Source organism: Luteimonas salinilitoris (assembly GCF_041300785.1).
Taxonomy (GTDB): Bacteria; Pseudomonadota; Gammaproteobacteria; order Xanthomonadales; family Xanthomonadaceae; genus Luteimonas; species Luteimonas salinilitoris.
This window is the reverse complement of record NZ_JBFWIB010000005.1, coordinates 42,409-58,916: the sequence shown is the minus strand read 5'-3', so window position 1 is coordinate 58,916 and position 16,508 is coordinate 42,409. Positions and strand designations below refer to the sequence as shown.

At 61.6% G+C, this 16,508-nt stretch carries 10 protein-coding genes; 8 read left to right on the top strand and 2 right to left on the bottom strand.

Annotated elements, in window-relative coordinates:
* Window positions 1-31 precede the first annotated feature (31 nt).
* From AB5T46_RS10045 to AB5T46_RS10025, 5 genes are all read left to right on the top strand, one after another.
* Entirely contained in the window at window positions 32-1,453 is a 1,422-nt protein-coding gene (locus AB5T46_RS10045; RefSeq protein WP_370563784.1) for an HlyD family type I secretion periplasmic adaptor subunit, read from the top strand.
* 38 nt (window positions 1,454-1,491) lie between these two features.
* Window positions 1,492-1,968: a hypothetical protein gene (locus tag AB5T46_RS10040; RefSeq protein WP_370563783.1), complete on the top strand. Its 477-nt coding sequence runs from the start codon at window positions 1,492-1,494 to the stop codon at window positions 1,966-1,968.
* Window positions 1,969-2,120: 152 nt separating this feature from the next.
* Window positions 2,121-2,537, top strand: coding sequence for a hypothetical protein (locus tag AB5T46_RS10035; protein ID WP_370563782.1), 417 nt, complete (start codon window positions 2,121-2,123; stop codon window positions 2,535-2,537).
* A gap of 46 nt (window positions 2,538-2,583) precedes the next feature.
* Window positions 2,584-3,039 (top strand): hypothetical protein, encoded by a 456-nt coding sequence (locus AB5T46_RS10030; protein ID WP_370563780.1) that lies wholly within the window; start codon window positions 2,584-2,586, stop codon window positions 3,037-3,039.
* A gap of 2 nt (window positions 3,040-3,041) precedes the next feature.
* Window positions 3,042-10,556 carry a beta strand repeat-containing protein gene (locus tag AB5T46_RS10025; protein ID WP_370563779.1) on the top strand — a complete coding sequence of 2,505 codons (7,515 nt, stop codon included), beginning with the start codon at window positions 3,042-3,044 and terminating at the stop codon, window positions 10,554-10,556.
* Window positions 10,557-10,774: 218 nt separating this feature from the next.
* Here the strand turns inward: AB5T46_RS10025 and AB5T46_RS10020 are convergent, their stop codons facing one another.
* Window positions 10,775-10,975 carry a hypothetical protein gene (locus AB5T46_RS10020; protein ID WP_370563777.1) on the bottom strand — a complete coding sequence of 67 codons (201 nt, stop codon included), beginning with the start codon at window positions 10,973-10,975 and terminating at the stop codon, window positions 10,775-10,777.
* Between the two features lie 327 nt (window positions 10,976-11,302).
* On the opposite strand from AB5T46_RS10020, the gene dinB reads away from it, so the two are divergent.
* The 3 genes from dinB (at window position 11,303) to AB5T46_RS10005 (ending at window position 14,551) form a co-directional block, all read left to right on the top strand.
* Complete coding sequence (dinB, locus tag AB5T46_RS10015; RefSeq protein WP_370563776.1) at window positions 11,303-12,391, top strand: DNA polymerase IV; 1,089 nt, start codon at window positions 11,303-11,305, stop codon at window positions 12,389-12,391.
* Between the two features lie 191 nt (window positions 12,392-12,582).
* Window positions 12,583-13,281: a response regulator transcription factor gene (locus AB5T46_RS10010; RefSeq protein ID WP_370563775.1), complete on the top strand. Its 699-nt coding sequence runs from the start codon at window positions 12,583-12,585 to the stop codon at window positions 13,279-13,281.
* On the top strand, window positions 13,274-14,551 hold the full coding sequence (locus tag AB5T46_RS10005) for a sensor histidine kinase (protein ID WP_370563774.1): 1,278 nt from the start codon (window positions 13,274-13,276) through the stop codon (window positions 14,549-14,551). Before AB5T46_RS10010 ends, AB5T46_RS10005 begins: the two co-directional genes overlap by 8 nt.
* On the opposite strand, the gene btuB is transcribed toward AB5T46_RS10005, so the two are convergent.
* Window positions 14,533-16,380 (bottom strand): TonB-dependent vitamin B12 receptor, encoded by a 1,848-nt coding sequence (gene btuB / locus AB5T46_RS10000; RefSeq protein ID WP_370563773.1) that lies wholly within the window; start codon window positions 16,378-16,380, stop codon window positions 14,533-14,535. The genes AB5T46_RS10005 and btuB overlap by 19 nt on opposite strands.
* Window positions 16,381-16,508 lie beyond the last annotated feature (128 nt).

The window sequence follows — 16,508 nt, the reverse complement described above, 5'->3', positions numbered from 1 at the left end:
CGCTCCCGGTGGTGCATCCAGGAGCAGCGTCATGACCCACGTCCTGGCGGCCCTTCGCGACTTCCTGGCGCGCTATGCGGCAGTCTTCAAGTCGGCCTGGGTGGTACGCAAGGAACTCGAGCCGCCCGAACGCAGCCGCGACGAGCTGGCCTTCCTGCCGGCGCACCTGGAGCTCACCGACACGCCGGTGTCGCCGCTGCCGCGCTGGACGATGCGGATCATCATCGGTTTCTTCTGCGTCGCCCTGCTCTGGGCCTGCGTCGGCAAGCTCGACATCGTAGCCGTGGCGCCGGGCAAGACCGTGGTCAGTTCCCGCACCAAGGTCGTGCAACCGGCGGAAACCGCCGTGGTGCGCCGTATCCTGGTGCGAGACGGCGAGACGGTGAAGCAGGGCCAACTGCTGATCGAGCTGGACGCCACCGCCACCGGCGCCGAGCATGAGCAGGCCGGCGAGGCGCTGGTCAATGCCCGCTTGACCGAACTCCGCCTGATGGCCCTGGCCGAAGCGCTCGAATCGGGCCGCACGCCCATCCTGCCGATGGATGCCAACCTACCCGAGGCGCGGACCGCGGCCGAGCAGCAACTGACCGCCAGCCAGTTCGACACCTTCCAGGCCAGGCGTCAGGCCCTGACGGCTGCGATCGCCCAGCGCCAGGCCGAGCTGCAGACCGTCCAGGGCATGATTCGCCCGCTACAGGAGTCCGCCCAAATCGCCACGACTCGCGCCGAGGATTACGCCAGGTTGGTCGAAGGCAAGTACGTCGGCCGCCACGACTACCTGCTACGCGAGCAGGAGCGCATCGCCGCCGAACGTGACCTGGCCGCGCAACGCAGCCGATTGCAGGAAGTGCGCTCGGCCCTCAGCGCCGCACAGGAAGAACTACGCGTGCTGGTTACCGACACCCGCCAACAAACCCTGGACGGCCTGCGTGAGGCCCGCGAGCAGATTGCCCAGCTGGCCCCGGAGGTCAGCAAGACCGGCCAGCGCGACCGGCAGATGGAACTGCGCGCCCCGGTCGACGGCACCGTGCAGCAGCTGGCCGTGCACACGATTGGCGGCGTGGTGACCCCGGCCCAGGCGCTGCTGGCCGTGGTGCCGAGCGAGGAATCACTGGAAGTCGAAGCCACCGTGCTCAACAAGGACATCGGCTTCGTGAAGCCGGGCCAGTCGGTGACGGTCAAGGTCGAAAGCTTTCCCTACACCCGCTATGGCTACCTGACCGGCATTGTCGAAAGCGTGTCGCACGACGCCGCCCAGGACGAAAACCTGGGACTGGTATTCCCGGCGCGGGTGAAGCTGGACGGCGCGACGCTGGCCATAGATGGGGTGGAGGTACGTTTGACATCGGGAATGAACTTGAGTGCAGAGATAAAGACTGGCAAGCGCCGGATAATAGATTACCTGATGAGCCCATTAAAAAAGGCCGGTGCCGAATCACTGCGAGAAAGATAGATTCTTTCGGTAGCGGGTTCGTTCGGGTGGAACGTGAAATGCAAAAACCAATAACCGGAATAATTATAAGTGGCGCACTTATGCTTGGATGCAACTCTTATGAAAAGAATATATTTCGCGCCGAATTCAGCAGCAATTCGAGCATTGAGGGGTCGTTCAAAGTTCGCGAACGCGATCTATATTCGGTCTCGATCGAAAATGATGTGAGTGGCCCGATCAGAGAAAACAGAGAAAAGGCGTGGAACTACTTAAACTACTCAAGTTCAAAAGAGACGCTCGCTGCGCACGTCCTTATTCAAAGGATGGATAAAAAGCAAGATGCGCTGGTGATGGGGAGGTTCGTTATAAATCCAAAAATTACTTCATGGTCAAACGAGAAACTCTATATCGAGCTGGCTCAAGTCGAGCTTCTCAAGGGAAAGTACAGGCTCCGCATATATGCGTCAGGAAAAAATCTAGATCACGATAGCTTTAGCAGCAGTATCGTTGTGGAGCACGCTTACACCGGAAAATAAGGAGATGGGTCGTGCCTACATTTACAATAAACAGAGACATCGGGCGCCAAATCATGCCGTGAAAAAAGCCGAATAGGTGCGTGCACTATGGAACTAAACTCAGTTTTATCCGCTACAAGCTTCTCCGCATCTGAGAACAAGGAAGCGAAAGAATGAAGATAATAGCGATAGTGTTGGCGTCTTTATTTTTTGCGCTCTTACTGTATTCAAAATCATCTACGCACAACGGAAAAAATCTCGAACGCAATTATGAGTACAGCATTGCTACGGTGGAAGAAAGGCCAGTGCCAAAGCAGGTCATCTTTCTATTATGGAGAGATGTTGCAATACGAGGCTGTGACGAAGCGATAGAGCGATTCAACATCACGCCAAAAGAGTGCAGAATGAAGATCAACGACAAGAGCAATTCGTGCGCCGCATTGGCAGGCGAGAAAATTCCGGATGTCATTGGCGACAAAGAACTGAATAGACGCATCGGGAAACAATATCTACATTGCGTTACACCATACTACTTTTGCAACGGATTCGAAGTAACGAACGAAGAGGAAGCAAAGCAGAAATGTAGCTAAGCCGGTACTCCGTTAACTGTTATTTCGTCTAAAAATTAATTCTTAAATGATGACCAATCACATCAGCCTGTGCGTTATCAAGAAAGGCCCTGCATTACTCCTGGCTGCTACTAATATTATTCAGTTTTATTCTATTTCAATGTTGGGGTCAGTTGCCACTGATAGCGATATTCGCATGACAGAAAAAGTCGAGAAGGTTGAGGCCGTATTCGTCAGACGGATTGGGCCTGACGCAATCTATGAGTTTGAGGTCCAGGATACTAGACGTACCTACCGATGTGGATTCTGCCCATTTAACTTCAGTCGGGTTAATCCTGGCGACAAGGTAACCATAACGGCTATTTCCGGGCGTATCACTTCAATAGGTCTTAGTGATGGTGAAGTGCTAAGTAAAAGTAGCTCACGTCAGGCGAAGAGGGCCTGGGAGCTTCGGGTATTCGTACTGATGGCCACTATTTCTGTGTTGTTTCTATACGCAAAACGTATACAAAAAGGGAGCTAGTCATGTCGTCATTATTGCCGGATTGGTTGAAATATAATGTTTCTACAGGACAGGTGAAGGTTACTGTTAAATCGGGTTCTCCCGGCGTAACAGGAACTGTTTCGGTGGCCCCAGACGGCACGGTAAGCGTGACCGGTGGCGGAGCTACGACAAGCGGCTTTCAGGCCAAGGCGTCAGGAGACGTGCAGGTCAGTCCAGATGGGACCTCGTTCACTGCAAACGAGGTGACGTTGCAAGTACCGGGGCCTGGCGGCACATCGGTAGGCATCAAGATGACTCCTGGGGGTTTCGTTCCCCACCCTACTGACCCGTCAGCTCCGCCGGTACCGTCTGCTCATATAAAGGCGACGATTGGAGCAAAGAACTTTGAGTTTGATGTTCCACTCGTGGACGGCCTCACGATGGACGATCTTTTTGATCGAGAACTCGATGGATGGTTGTCGAGCGGTTTGCTCGGCGATGCATATACAAAACTCAGGCACCGGAGTAGAGATCTTGATCGACAACTTGAAGAGGCCGAGAAAGGAATCAATAATGACAACACCTATCGTATCGTTCGCTACGATCCGCTAGCACTTGATCTAAACGGTGATGGTTTAGTCGGAACAAGAGCCGAGAGCGATTGGTCTGGCGCCCTATTTGACCACGACGGGGATGGCATTCGAACCGCCACCGGTTGGATCAGTTCGGAGGATGGGTTGCTGGTGCGTGACCTCGACGGTAATGGCAGGATCGATACCGGACTTGAACTGTTCGGCGACGAAACCATGCTGTCTGATGGCAGCAATGCGACAGATGGCTTTCAGGCCTTGGCTAGCATGGATTCAAATGGTGACGGCGTGGTTGACGGCAACGACGATGACTTCGCATCGATCAAAGTCTGGCGGGATAGCAACGGCAATGGCGTGACCGACGATGGCGAGCTGCTGTCTCTGCAAGATTTGGACATCGTCAGGTTCCAGACTTCCTACAGTGAAACGCCTGACGTATCAGTCGAGGGTGGTAATTCAGTCGGTATTGGAGTGTTTACGATGCGTTCCGCGGACGGCTCGCTGTCCGATGGCGTCATGCAGGACTTCAACTTCGATAACGACAGCTTGCATAGTATATATTCCGAGCGAATTCCAGTGCCTGATTCGATAAAAGCGCTTGCAAATATACAAGGGCTAGGCATGCTCAGAGATCTACACGAGGCGGCCACCCTTTCACCGATGCTGGAGCAATCGCTACGTGCCTTCTCTGGAGCCAGCAGTCGTGATAACCAGCGAGCCGAGCTTGATAATTTACTCATCGAGTGGGCTAAGACAAGCCCGTACTACACTGAAGGACATATTGATTTGCACGTGGGTGGTCGAGTTCAGGATCCGAACTCGACCAATATAGTTCGCTTGCGTCCGAACGAAGTGTTGACATGGCCTGATCCGACCAGACTTGACGCTCAAATCACGCACAAAGTGAGAACAGTTGAGGCGATCTTAGGATATGAGCCAATCACCGATCTTTGGTGGGGCAATGATACCGTGCAGCAATATGTAAATGTCTACGATACTTTTTTTGAAGCGGCTTACGCTTCGCTAAGCGTGCAAACACGGCTACAGAGTTACGTTGATCTAATTGATGTTGATTGGTCGGCCACGAAGGGACAGTTGGTATTCAATTTTAGCGAGTTAATGGGTGCATTTGAGAATAAGTTTAGCTCTGACCCGCTAGATGCAATCATAGATCTTGGAGAATTATTTAAATTTCGCAACGAGCTTTTTTCTTCTAGCCCATGGGCTGCAGGCGAAAGCTTGCTGCGGAGCTGGTTGCTTGATTACGAAAGCGATCCGGATTTGCAGGCCGCACTTTCTGATGTGAATTTATTGCTTAGCAATAATGACAGTGGCACGTTGGTTGCGAATGGATCTGCTCAGGTGGATTTGATATTCGGGCGGGATCAAGTTGCTGGCTTAGGTGAAACTCTGAATGGTGCTCAAGGAGATGATGTTATCTTTGGCGGTGGTGGGGCTGACAAGCTCAACGGAGCCGACGGGGACGACACTCTGCTTGGCGGAGCAGGGTCCGATAGCCTCAATGGCGGTCAAGGCGACGACATAATATTTGGCGATGCCGATAACGACTCTCTAGTAGGGAGCGATGGAAACGACATACTGAATGGTGGAGATGGAAGCGACTCGCTGCAGGGAGGAAATGGAGATGATCGTCTGGAAGGCGGCGAAGGCAATGATTATTTGTCCGGTGGCGAAGGAAACGATGTTTATGCATTTGGGCTTGGTTCCGGACACGACACTATTAATAACTACGATAGCAGTTCGGGAAATGTAGATGCTTTGGACATTGGCCTTGGCCTCGATCCTTCGGATTTGAAGGTCTGGCGCAGCGGAGATGATTTGAGCCTCCAGATTCGTGGAACAGATGATCGAATCGATGTCCAATATTACTTCCGGCAAGATGGCGCAAGTGTTTATTCGCTGGACCTGATTCGATTCATGGACGGTACAGTCTGGACGGTGGAGATGGTCAAGGCGCTCGTCCTGAATTCAGAAGACAACGATGACATTTACGGTTATCAGACCGACGACATCATCACAGGTAATGCGGACAACAACTGGTTAGTCGGGCGTGGTGGAAACGACACATTATCCGGAGGGGCTGGTTCCGACAGCTTGAGTGGTGACGATGGTGACGATGTTTTGTCAGGCGATGACGGTAATGATTCTCTCTCAGGTGGTGCCGGCAATGACATCCTGAATGGCGGGGCCGATAACGACCGAATTGAAGGGGGCTCTGGCAACGATCGCATCGATGGGGGTAGCGGGAATGATGATCTAATAGGTGGCTCCGGCAACGACGTCTATGTGTTTGGAAATGGGTCAGGCCAAGACTACATTCGGAACTATGACTCCGATGTCGGCAGGCTTGATGTGCTGGAATTTACTTCTGATGTTGCACCGGAGAACATCGAAGCATGGCGCGGCAATGACGATCTGTTTCTGAGAATCCAGGGCACGGAAGACCAAGTCAGGATTGCATCCTATTTTTCGAATGACGCCACCGGGCCTCATCGGCTCGACGAGATTCGCTTCTCGAATGGCACTGTTTGGGATGTGAATGCGGTCAAGGCCATGGTCCAGATCGCCACCGATGGCGATGATGTCCTGCAGGGATTCGCCGGCAACGACACGATTTCCGGTGGCTTGGGCAGCGACACGCTGAGTGGTGCCGCTGGCGACGATGTCCTGGATGGTGGCGCAGGCGACGATACCCTCAATGGTGATGCCGGGAACGATACGCTTACCGGCGGCGAGGGGAGCGACACGCTCTTCGGCGGTGATGGAAATGACGAGCTTTCTGGTGGTGTAGGCATTGATGCTCTACATGGTGGGTTCGGAGACGATGTTCTGGACGGTGGCGATGACGGCGACTGGCTGGCCGGGGCTCAAGGCAGTGACATCATTCGTGGCGGCAGCGGTGATGACATGATCTTGGGTGGGGACGGCGCCGATCATATAACCGGTGGACTGGGCGATGACCAGCTTGAAGGCAACGAGGGTGACGACAGCTATTACTTCAGCCGAGGCGATGGCAAGGACACGATCAGCGATCGTGATGGTCACTCGACTATCTACGTATCTGATCTGACAACCACTGAGGCTTACTTCCGGCGCGACGGAGCCAATCTGGTCATCCGCTTTGCGTCAAGCCCGAATGACGAGATTCAACTTACGGGCTTCTTCGATCCATTGACCGGACTGGCGAACTCGGGCCTGCGCATCGATCCCGGGAACGGCCTGCCTTGGGATATCACGCCGGTCGGCTTGGATGCCGAGGTTCTCAAGGGAACGACGGCCGACGACGTCATCTATGGCAACTCATTGAATAACGCCATAGGTGGGTTAACGGGAAACGACACGATTCATGCCGAAGGCGGTGATGACATCGTCAACGGTGGTCAAGGCATTGACCGCCTATACGGTGGAGACGGTGCGGATCAGTTGCTGGGTGGGGATGGCGACGACGTGCTCTTCGGCGGTACGGGCAACGATGTGCTGACCGGCGAGGTTGGCAACGACCAGCTCGATGGCGGCGCAGGCCAGGATCAGCTCGCCGGCGGTGCCGGCAACGACATTTATGTCGTCGATGACATACTGGACGAAGTGGTCGAACTGGCGAATGAGGGTGCCGATCTCATTCGTAGTGAAGTCAGCTACGCGCTACCACAGCATGTCGAAACCCTGGAACTTGTCGGGTCGGCCAATATCGATGCCGCCGGCAACTCGGATGCCAATGAGTTGCTTGGCAACGGCGGGAACAACCGGCTGGAAGGCCTGGGGGGCGACGACGTGCTGCGCGGCCGGGCCGGCAACGATACGCTGCTGGGCGGCGCCGGCAATGATCTGCTGGATGGCGGCTCGGGTGTGGACCACCTCAGCGGTGGCGCGGGCGACGATACCTACATCGTCGACAGTACGCAGGACGTCGCGGTTGAACTGGCGGGCGAAGGCAGCGACATCGTCCAGGCGCATAGCAACTACACGCTCTCGGCGAATATCGAGAAGCTGGTCCTCGTTGAAGGCAGCGGCGCCTACCAAGGCGTCGGCAATGCCGGTGCCAACATCATCATCGGCAATACCAGCAACAACCGCCTGGACGGTGCGGCAGGTGCGGACACGATGACAGGTGGCCTGGGCGATGACACCTATATGGTGGACAACGCAGGTGATGCAGTCGTCGAAAATGCAGGTGAAGGCAGCGATACGGTCGAATCGAGCATTGACTATGTGCTCGGGGCGACGCTAGAGAACCTCACTCTGCTGGGTACGGGCAATCTGCAAGGCACCGGAAACGGCCAGAACAACATCCTGATCGGCAATGCCGGGAACAACCGGCTGGATGGTGGTGCGGGCGGTGACCGGATGCATGGCGGAGCGGGCGATGATTATTTCATCGTCGACTCGATCGACGACTGGGTCTACGAAAGTTCAGGCGAAGGCGTCGATACGACCGAGCGCAGTTTCGAGACCAATCTCGTGCTCTCGGACAATGTCGAGAACCTGATCATTGCGGAAGGCGTCACCACCGGCAATGGCAATGGGCTGGACAATGTCATTACCGGCAACTCGGGGAGCAATACCCTCGGCGGTTGGGGCGGTGACGACGAGCTGCATGGCCTCGGCGGCAATGATTCGCTGTTCGGCGGAGTCGGCACTGACCGGCTCTTTGGCGGAGCCGGCAATGACTACCTGGACGGTGGTGAAGGCGTTGATCACCTGGAGGGCGGTGCCGGCGACGATACTTACATCGTCGATGCCAGCACCGACGGGGTCGTCGAAACGAGCGGCAATGGAGACGACAAGGTCCAGACCACAGCCTCCTTCACATTGACCGACAACGTGGAAACCTTGTTCCTGATGGGCAGCGGTGCCATCAACGGCACGGGCAACGGCCTGGACAACTACATGGCGGGCAATGGCGCCGCCAACATCATCAATGGCCAGGGCGGTAGCGATACGCTGGTCGGCGGCGGTGGCGACGACACGCTGATCGGCGGCACGGGCGACGACAAGTACGTCGTCAATGCCACCTCCGGCAGTGACGTCATCGACAATACCGACGGCGGTTTCGACGGCGTGTTCTTCACCAATGGGATCACGCGCGAGCGCTTGTCGTTCAGCCGTGATGGCGACGATTTGTTGGTCTCGGTCGATGACAACACGGTCCCGGCGGTCCGGGTGCTGAACCATTTCCTTGGCGGCAATGCCGCGATCGACTACGTCCAACCCGATGGTGGGTTCTATCTCACCACAGCCGAGATCAACCAGATCGTGGCCGGCGGGGGTACGGGTGGCGAGTACGACCAGGTCATCGAGGGCACTGCGTCGGGCGAGCAACTGGTCGGCAGCAGCGGCAAGGACCTGATCAAGGGCCTGGGCGGCGATGACCAGTTGTTCGGGATGGCCGGCAACGACACCCTGCAGGGCGGCGACGGCGACGACTACCTTGCCGGTGGCAACGGTAGCGGCAGCAACTCCGGAGCCGACCGCCTGGAAGGCGGTGCCGGCAACGACACGCTGGCCGGCGAGGACGGCGACGACACCCTGATCGGCGGTATCGGCAATGACAGCTACGTCTACGGTGGCGGCCAGGACACCATCGACAACACCGGTGGCGGCAATGACGGGGTGTTCTTCAACGGCGGCATCGACGTCTCTCGTCTGGGCTTCAGCCGCGATGGCGACGACCTGATGATCACCGTGGACGCCAACTCAGCCAGCACGGTTCGCGTCACCAACCATTTCCTGGGTGGGGATTCGGCCATCGATTATGTCCAGCCCGACGGCGGCTCGATGCTCGATACCGCCGCCATCAATGCCCTGGTAGATGATGGTCCTGGCGGCGGGGATCCGGGTGGCGGCGATGACGACGACTATTCGTCGGTCGTCGAAGGGACCGCGGCCGGCGAACAGTTGCTGGGCACGAACGATCGCGACTTGATCCGCGGCCTGGGCGGCGACGACACCATCTTCGGCTTCCAGGGCGACGACAAGCTCGAAGGTGGCGACGGCAACGACTACCTGTCCGGAGGCAACGGTTCGTTCAGTGGTTCGGGCAATGACATCCTGATCGGCGGTGCCGGGGCCGATACCCTGGTGGGCGAAGATGGCGATGACCGGCTGTTCGGTGGTGCCGGCGATGACACGTACTACTACGCATCGGGTTCGGGCAGTGATGTGATCGACAACACCGGCGGCGGCAACGACTGGATCTACCTCGACGGCATTGCCCGCGAGCGACTCGGCTTCCACCGCGATGGCGACGATCTGATCGTGCGGATCGACGGCGATGCCGGCGAGCAGATGCGCGTCCTGAAACACTTCCAGGGTGGCCAGCATGCGATCGCATTCGTCCAGCCGGGCGATGGAGGGTATGCGATTCCTGCCTCGCAGTTCGAGGATCTTCTGACCCCGATGTCCGCAGTCGGGATGGCGACAACCAGCGGCATGCGGAGCAGCGCGTCCGGCAGCGAACTCAACTACCTGTATGACGCGGCATTCTCGGCATTCTCGGTATTCGCGCGTGGGGAGCAGCGAAAAACTGCCTGGGATTCTGAAATGCGGCTGGATGGAAGAAGACTCGGTCGTTCGATGCTTGCCGATGGTCGATTCGGTCGCTTGCTCGATCAAAGAGCAGGCTCTGAACTAGGTGGGATCAAGAGCAAAGTCGAGCCATCTGTCGTAGATCAGCCGGATGAGCCCATGTCTAGCGAAGTTCAATTGCGGACGGCCGGTCTAAGGCTCGAAGCTCCGAGTGCCGGCCATTCGGACCAACGTGCTGAAATCCACCGGGAGGTGGGCCGGCTGATCGGTGCCATGTCCAACTCCCCGTCAGGAGCAGCGACGACAGGCGAAACCGAGACGTATCCTCACGATGCATTCGGTTACGGGTTGGCATGGGGCATGCATCGCCACGGCTTGGGAGCATGCGGAACGGAACGGCTACCGATCAGGGAGTTCTGAGCGCTCGGTAATGTCTGTCCCAAGGCCCGACCAAAATCGGGCCTTGGGATCGGACAAACCGGTTACCGATTGCTAGTCAGGAGCATCACCGTCGCGTGAGCCACAGAGCCGGACTTGACTGGACATGTGGGCTTCGGAGCAAGGAGCAGCGGAGCAAGCTCCGCTCTACGGGATAGCCGCCTATGTGGGTGGCGTGCCGATTGCAGCGGATCCGGCTTTCAGCGGCGCGGCTTAGCCGGGACGAACGGCGAGACCGGGTCGCTGGCTGGGAAGGTCTCTTCCAGCGCCTCGTCCTGGTTCTCGTTCTCGTGGCGCTTGCGCTCCTCCTGGTCCTCGGGCGCGTCCTGGGCGGGCTTGCCGGTGTCGGTACCGGTTCTGGCGCCGGCAGGCGCCTTGCGATCGTTGCGTTCGGTGTTCATGCGTGGTCCGCTCCGGAGCTGTTGCCGCCGCGATCCCGCCGGCTGGTAGTCGCCGTGGTGACGCGCGCCGTGCTCTTCATGGCACGGCCGCTCGTGTACCGACGATCCGATCGTCCCGGCCCCGGCGCGTCCGTTCGTCGGCATGGGCCGGCTTGCCTCCACGGGGCATGAGAGTTCTCCATGATAGGACCGATGTTCGCGCCGGGACCGTCACGATCAGGTCAAAGCCGCGCGCACCGTTCATGGTGCGTGCACCGTCGTCGGTTCCAGGTCGGGTCGAATCTGCCGGATACCGGGAATGTCCTGGCCTTGCCGGCACGGCGGATAATGGCGCCGATGCGCAAGATCCTCCACATCGACATGGACGCGTTCTACGCCTCGGTCGAGCAGCGCGACGATCCGGGGCTGCGTGGCAAGCCGGTGGTGGTGGCCTGGCGCGGCGCGCGCTCGGTGGTCTGCGCGGCCTCGTACGAGGCGCGCAGGTACGGCGTACGCTCGGCGATGCCGGCCGTGCGCGCCGAGCGCCTGTGCCCGGATGCGGTGTTCGTGCCGCCGGACTTCACCCGCTACAAGACGGCGTCGCGGCAGGTGCGCGAGATCTTCCTGCGCCATACCGACCTGGTCGAGCCGCTGTCGCTGGACGAGGCCTACCTGGACGTCACCGCGCCGAAACTGCCCGCGCCCAGTGCCACCGCCACCGCCGAGGCGATCCGCGCGCAGATCCGCGAGGAGACGGCGTTGACCGCCTCGGCCGGGGTGGCGCCGAACAAGTTCCTGGCCAAGATCGCCTCGGACTGGAACAAGCCCGACGGCGTGTTCGTGATCAAGCCGGCGCAGGTGGAGGCATTCCTGACGCCGTTGCCGGTGGGGCGGATTCCGGGCGTCGGCAAGGTGATGGAGAAGAAGCTGGCCGATCTCGGAATCGCCACCGTCGGCGACCTGCGCGGCTTCGCCGCCGCCGACCTCGAGCGGCGCTTCGGCAGCTTCGGTGCGCGCCTGTACCAGTGTGCGCGCGGGATTGACGAGCGCGCGGTGGAGCCGGACCAGCCGGTGCAGTCGATCTCCGCCGAGGACACCTTCGAACGCGACCTGCCGTTGGCCGAACTCGAGCCGGCGATCCGGCGTCTGGCGGAGAAGGCCTGGACCGCCGCGCGCAAGACCGAGCGCGTCGGCCGCACCGTGGTACTGAAGCTCAAGACCGCGCAGTTTCGCATCCTCACCCGCAGCCACACGCCGGATACGCCGCCGGCCTCGCTGGAGCAGTTCACCGCGATCGCGCTGGCGCTGCGCGATCGCGTGGCGCTGCCGGAGGAGACGCTCTACCGACTGGTCGGCGTTGGGCTGGCGGGGTTTCGCGAACCCGAGATGGCACCTCCGCAGGCGGCGCTGTTCGATATCGGGGCAATGGATGCCTGATCAGCTTCCCCTTTGGGAGATGAAGGGCGTTGGCTGTCGCACTGGCTCCGCCGGGGCTGGCCATGCGCGGCGTGGGTTCAGGCGGGCAGGCGATGCTGCGCGCGACGACGTGGGAGAATCGTCGGAACGCGTTCCGACGCCGTTCCGACGTATCCAGGCGGAGACTGCGCGCGATACCTGAGGAGTCTGCAATGCGCGTGCTCGTGGTTGAGGACAACCGCAGCCTGGTCGCGAACCTGTTCGAGTACTTCGAGGCGCGCGGCTACGTGCTCGATGCCGCGCCGGACGGGCCGACGGGCCTGCATCTGGCCGGCACGCAGACCTACGACGCCATCGTGCTGGACTGGATGCTGCCGCGCCTGGACGGGCGCGAGGTGCTGCGCCGCCTGCGCGACGCCGGATCCGACGTGCCGGTCCTCATGCTGACCGCGCGCGACGAATTGCCGGACAAGATCGCCGGATTCCGCGCCGGTGCCGACGACTACTTGACCAAGCCGTTCGCGCTGCCGGAACTCGAAGTGCGGCTGGAGGCGCTGGTCGCGCGCGCCTCCGGCCACGGTCGCAGCCGCGTGCTGGCGGTGGCGGACCTGCGCCTGGACCTGGCCACCCTCGCCGTGACCCGCGGCGGCCGTGCGCTGCACCTGTATCCAGCCTGCCGCAAACTGCTCGAAGTGCTGATGCGTGCGAGTCCCGCCGCCGTCACCCGCGAGCGCCTGGAGCAGGCGCTGTGGGGCGACGACCCGCCCGACGGCGACATGCTGCGTTCCCATATCTACGAGCTGCGGCGCAGCGTGGACGAGCCGTTCGCGCGCAAGCTGATCCACACGCTGCCGCGGGTCGGCTACCGGCTGGCCGAACGAACCGCCGAAGCGGACGCCGCCGATGGCTAGAAGCAGCCTGCGGCGCCGCATCACGATCGGCCTGCTCGGCTACGTGGCGCTGTTGTCGCTGGCCGTGCTGCTGCACGGCTATGTGGTCAACGAGCGTGCCGAGGCGCTGGTATGGCAATCGCTGCTGGAAGCGGAGTTCGACCATTTCGCCATGCGCAGCCGGACCGATCCGGGCTACCGCTGGGCCGATACCGAAACGCTCACGCTCTACGACGGCGCTGCCGCCGCATTGCCGCCGGCGCTGGCGGCGCTGGAGCCCGGCTTGCATGACGAAGTGCTCCTGGACGGCCGCGAACACGTACTGCTGGTCCGACGGGTGGAGGGGCGGCCGATGGTCCTGGCGCTGGAGATCGACGATCTCGAACGCCGCGAACTGGAGCTGGGACTGACCATGCTCGCCTCGGCGCTGGTGGTGGTGGCGCTGCTCGGCCTGTTCGCGGCCTGGGGCGCCGGACGCCTGTTGCGGCCGCTGAGCGACATGGCACATCGCATCGGCCAGCTGCGTCCGGCCAGCGATGCACGCGTCGAGATCCCCGACAGGGCAAGCACGGAGCTGGTGGTGATCGCCGATGCGCTCAACGATTACCTGCGCCGCAACGCACAGTTCGTCGAGCGCGAACGCGCCTTCATCGACAGCGCCAGCCATGAACTGCGCACGCCGATCTCGGTGATCGGCGGCGCGGCGGAGCTGGCGACGGCGCAACCCGGCATGCCGGCGGCGGCGCGCCAGCAATTGAGCCGGATCCGGCGTACCACGCAGGACATGGAACGGCTGATCTCGCTGCTGCTGGTGTTGGCCAAGGATCCGGCGCGGCTGGCGAAGGCGAACGACCGGATCGCGCTCGACCAGCTGCTGCCGGACATCGTCGAGGACCATCGCCCCATGGCCGAGGACAAGGGGCTGGCGCTGACCCTCGCGCCGCCGCCGTCGTGCGAATTGCTGGCGCCGTTGCCGGTGGTGCAGGCCGCCATCGGCAACCTGCTGCGTAATGCCATCGAGAACAGCGACTCGGGCGAAATCGGCATCCGCCTGCTGCCGGAGGCGGTGGTCGAGATCGTCGACCCCGGCCATGGCATGACGCCCGAGGAGATCAGCACGATCTACGCCCGGGCGGCGCGCGGCGGCAGCCGCGAGGGCGGGGGAATCGGCCTGGACCTCATCGCGCGGCTATGCACCCACCTCGACTGGACGCTCGAGATCCGCTCGCTGCCGGGGAAGGGAACCACGGCCCGGCTCGACCTCGGATCGGCTCAGCGCGCCGGCACATAGCGCAGGGTCAGGCCGTACTCGCGGCCCGGCTGGTTGTACCAGGCGACGGTCTCGTACGCGCGATCGAAGACGTTGCTCGCGCGCGCCTGCAGCGTCCAGTCCGGATGGAACGCGTACTCGAAGCGCAGGTCCGTGGTGGCGTGGCCGCCCAGGCGCGTGGTGTTGGCGGCATCGTCAAAGCGATGTCCGGCGCCGTTGAGCGTCATGCCGAAGCGGAATGCGCCGAATGCGCGGTCCAGGTCGATGCGGCCGGTGTTGCGCGCGCGCCGTGCCAAAAGGCGTCCATGGTTGGCGCCGTCGCTGCGGTTGCGCGGATCGACGTGGCTCAGCTGCGCCGACACGTCCCAGCCCGCCAGCGCGGTGGCGAAGGTCAGCTCCGCGCCGCGCAGGCGCGCCTCGTCGACGTTCACCGGCCGGAAGATCGTGGCGTCGTAGTTGATCAGGTCGTCGACGCGGTTCTGGTACAGGTCGAGCGACCAGCTCCAGCCGGCGCGGGCCTGGGCGATACCGAGGTTGAGGTTGTCCGACTGCTCCGGATCGAGATCCGGATTGCCCGAGAACGGGAAATACAGATCGTTGAAGCTCGGCGCGCGGAAGCCGGTGGCGTAGCTGGCGGTCAGCCGCAGGTCCGGGCCGAAGGCCAGGCCCCAGGCGAGGCTGCCGGTGGCGTGGCTGCCGAACTGCTCGTTGTCGTCGTTGCGCACGCTGGCCTGCCACTGCTGCGCGCCGAAGTCGCCCTGCCAGAGGGCGAACACGCCGATGTTGTCGCGGCTGGCGAGGTCGTATTCGGTGCTGCCGGCAATACGGTCGTCGAGCCAGTCGGCGCCGACGCTCAGCACCTGCTCCGCGGCCAGGGTGATGTCGGCCTGCAGCGAGGCCTGCTCGCGGCGGGTGCGCAGATGGGCGACGAAGTCGCCGTCGAGGTAGTCGTCGGTGCGGTCCTCGCTGCGGCCGAGGCCGGCCTGCAGCGCCAGCGTGTCCGACGGCTCGAAGCGGAGCTTGGCGCCGATCACCTGCTGCACGGTCTCGGAATGGTTGGCCCAGGTGCCGTCGTAGTGATTGTCGCCTTCGGCGCGCAGCGCCACTCCGTCCAGCGTCCACGCATCGGAGAACGTGACGCCGCCACGAAGGCTGGCCGAGAGGTTGCGGTAGCCGTCGCGGTCGGGCTCCTCGGCGAAGCAGCCGGCGCCGAAACCCGCCAGCGTGCCGCGGCAGGCATCGATGCCGTCGGTGCGCTGGTAGGCGACATCGGCGCCGAACCAGGCGCGTTCGCTGCCGCCACCGATGCCGGCGCCGGCTTCGCGCAGGCCGTGGCTGCCGATACCGGCGTGGAAGCGCGGCCGTGGCGGACCGCTGTCGCGGCGGGTGAAGATCTGGATCACGCCGCCGATCGCGTCGGCGCCGTACAGGCTCGAGTGCGGCCCGCGCACGATCTCGATGCGGTCGATCTGCGCCACCGGGATGTCCTGCAGCGCCGGCAGGCCGGCGGTGGCCGAGCCGATGCGCACGCCGTCGATCAGCACCAGCACCTGGTTGGAGCCGGCGCCGCGCATGAACAGCGAACTCTGCTTGCCGGCACCGCCGCTGTTGACCAGGTTGATGCCGGCGCGGCCGCGCAGCAGGTCGGGCAGGGAGACGGCCTGGCTGCGCTCGATCTCGGCGCGGTCGATCACCTGCGCCGGTACCAGGCTGTCGGCCAGCGCGATCTTCGTGCGGGTGGCGGTGACGATGACCTCGTCGAGGTCGGTGGCCGCGGGGGCGGCGAGCGCCGGCAGCGGCGCGAGCGCGGCCGCGAGGGCCAGGGTGAGGATCCGGTACTGCATGTACATTCTCCATCGCGCGCACCCACGCACGCGGTAGCGGTGAAGGCACGCGCGGCGACGCGCGGGCCCGGTGGAGCTGCGCGAGGAGAAGGGAGGCGGCGGAAGCGGACGGCAGGCGTCGGCATCGCTGCCAC

Coding starts and splice junctions, on each gene's coding strand:
- AB5T46_RS10005 (WP_370563774.1), top strand. CDS start 13,274: ATGGCTAGAAGCAGCCTGCGGCGCCGCATCACGATCGGCCTGCTCGGC.
- AB5T46_RS10045 (WP_370563784.1), top strand. CDS start 32: ATGACCCACGTCCTGGCGGCCCTTCGCGACTTCCTGGCGCGCTATGCG.
- AB5T46_RS10020 (WP_370563777.1), bottom strand. CDS start 10,975: ATGAACACCGAACGCAACGATCGCAAGGCGCCTGCCGGCGCCAGAACC.
- AB5T46_RS10035 (WP_370563782.1), top strand. CDS start 2,121: ATGAAGATAATAGCGATAGTGTTGGCGTCTTTATTTTTTGCGCTCTTA.
- AB5T46_RS10010 (WP_370563775.1), top strand. CDS start 12,583: ATGCGCGTGCTCGTGGTTGAGGACAACCGCAGCCTGGTCGCGAACCTG.
- btuB (WP_370563773.1), bottom strand. CDS start 16,380: ATGTACATGCAGTACCGGATCCTCACCCTGGCCCTCGCGGCCGCGCTC.
- AB5T46_RS10025 (WP_370563779.1), top strand. CDS start 3,042: ATGTCGTCATTATTGCCGGATTGGTTGAAATATAATGTTTCTACAGGA.
- AB5T46_RS10030 (WP_370563780.1), top strand. CDS start 2,584: ATGATGACCAATCACATCAGCCTGTGCGTTATCAAGAAAGGCCCTGCA.
- dinB (WP_370563776.1), top strand. CDS start 11,303: ATGGCGCCGATGCGCAAGATCCTCCACATCGACATGGACGCGTTCTAC.
- AB5T46_RS10040 (WP_370563783.1), top strand. CDS start 1,492: ATGCAAAAACCAATAACCGGAATAATTATAAGTGGCGCACTTATGCTT.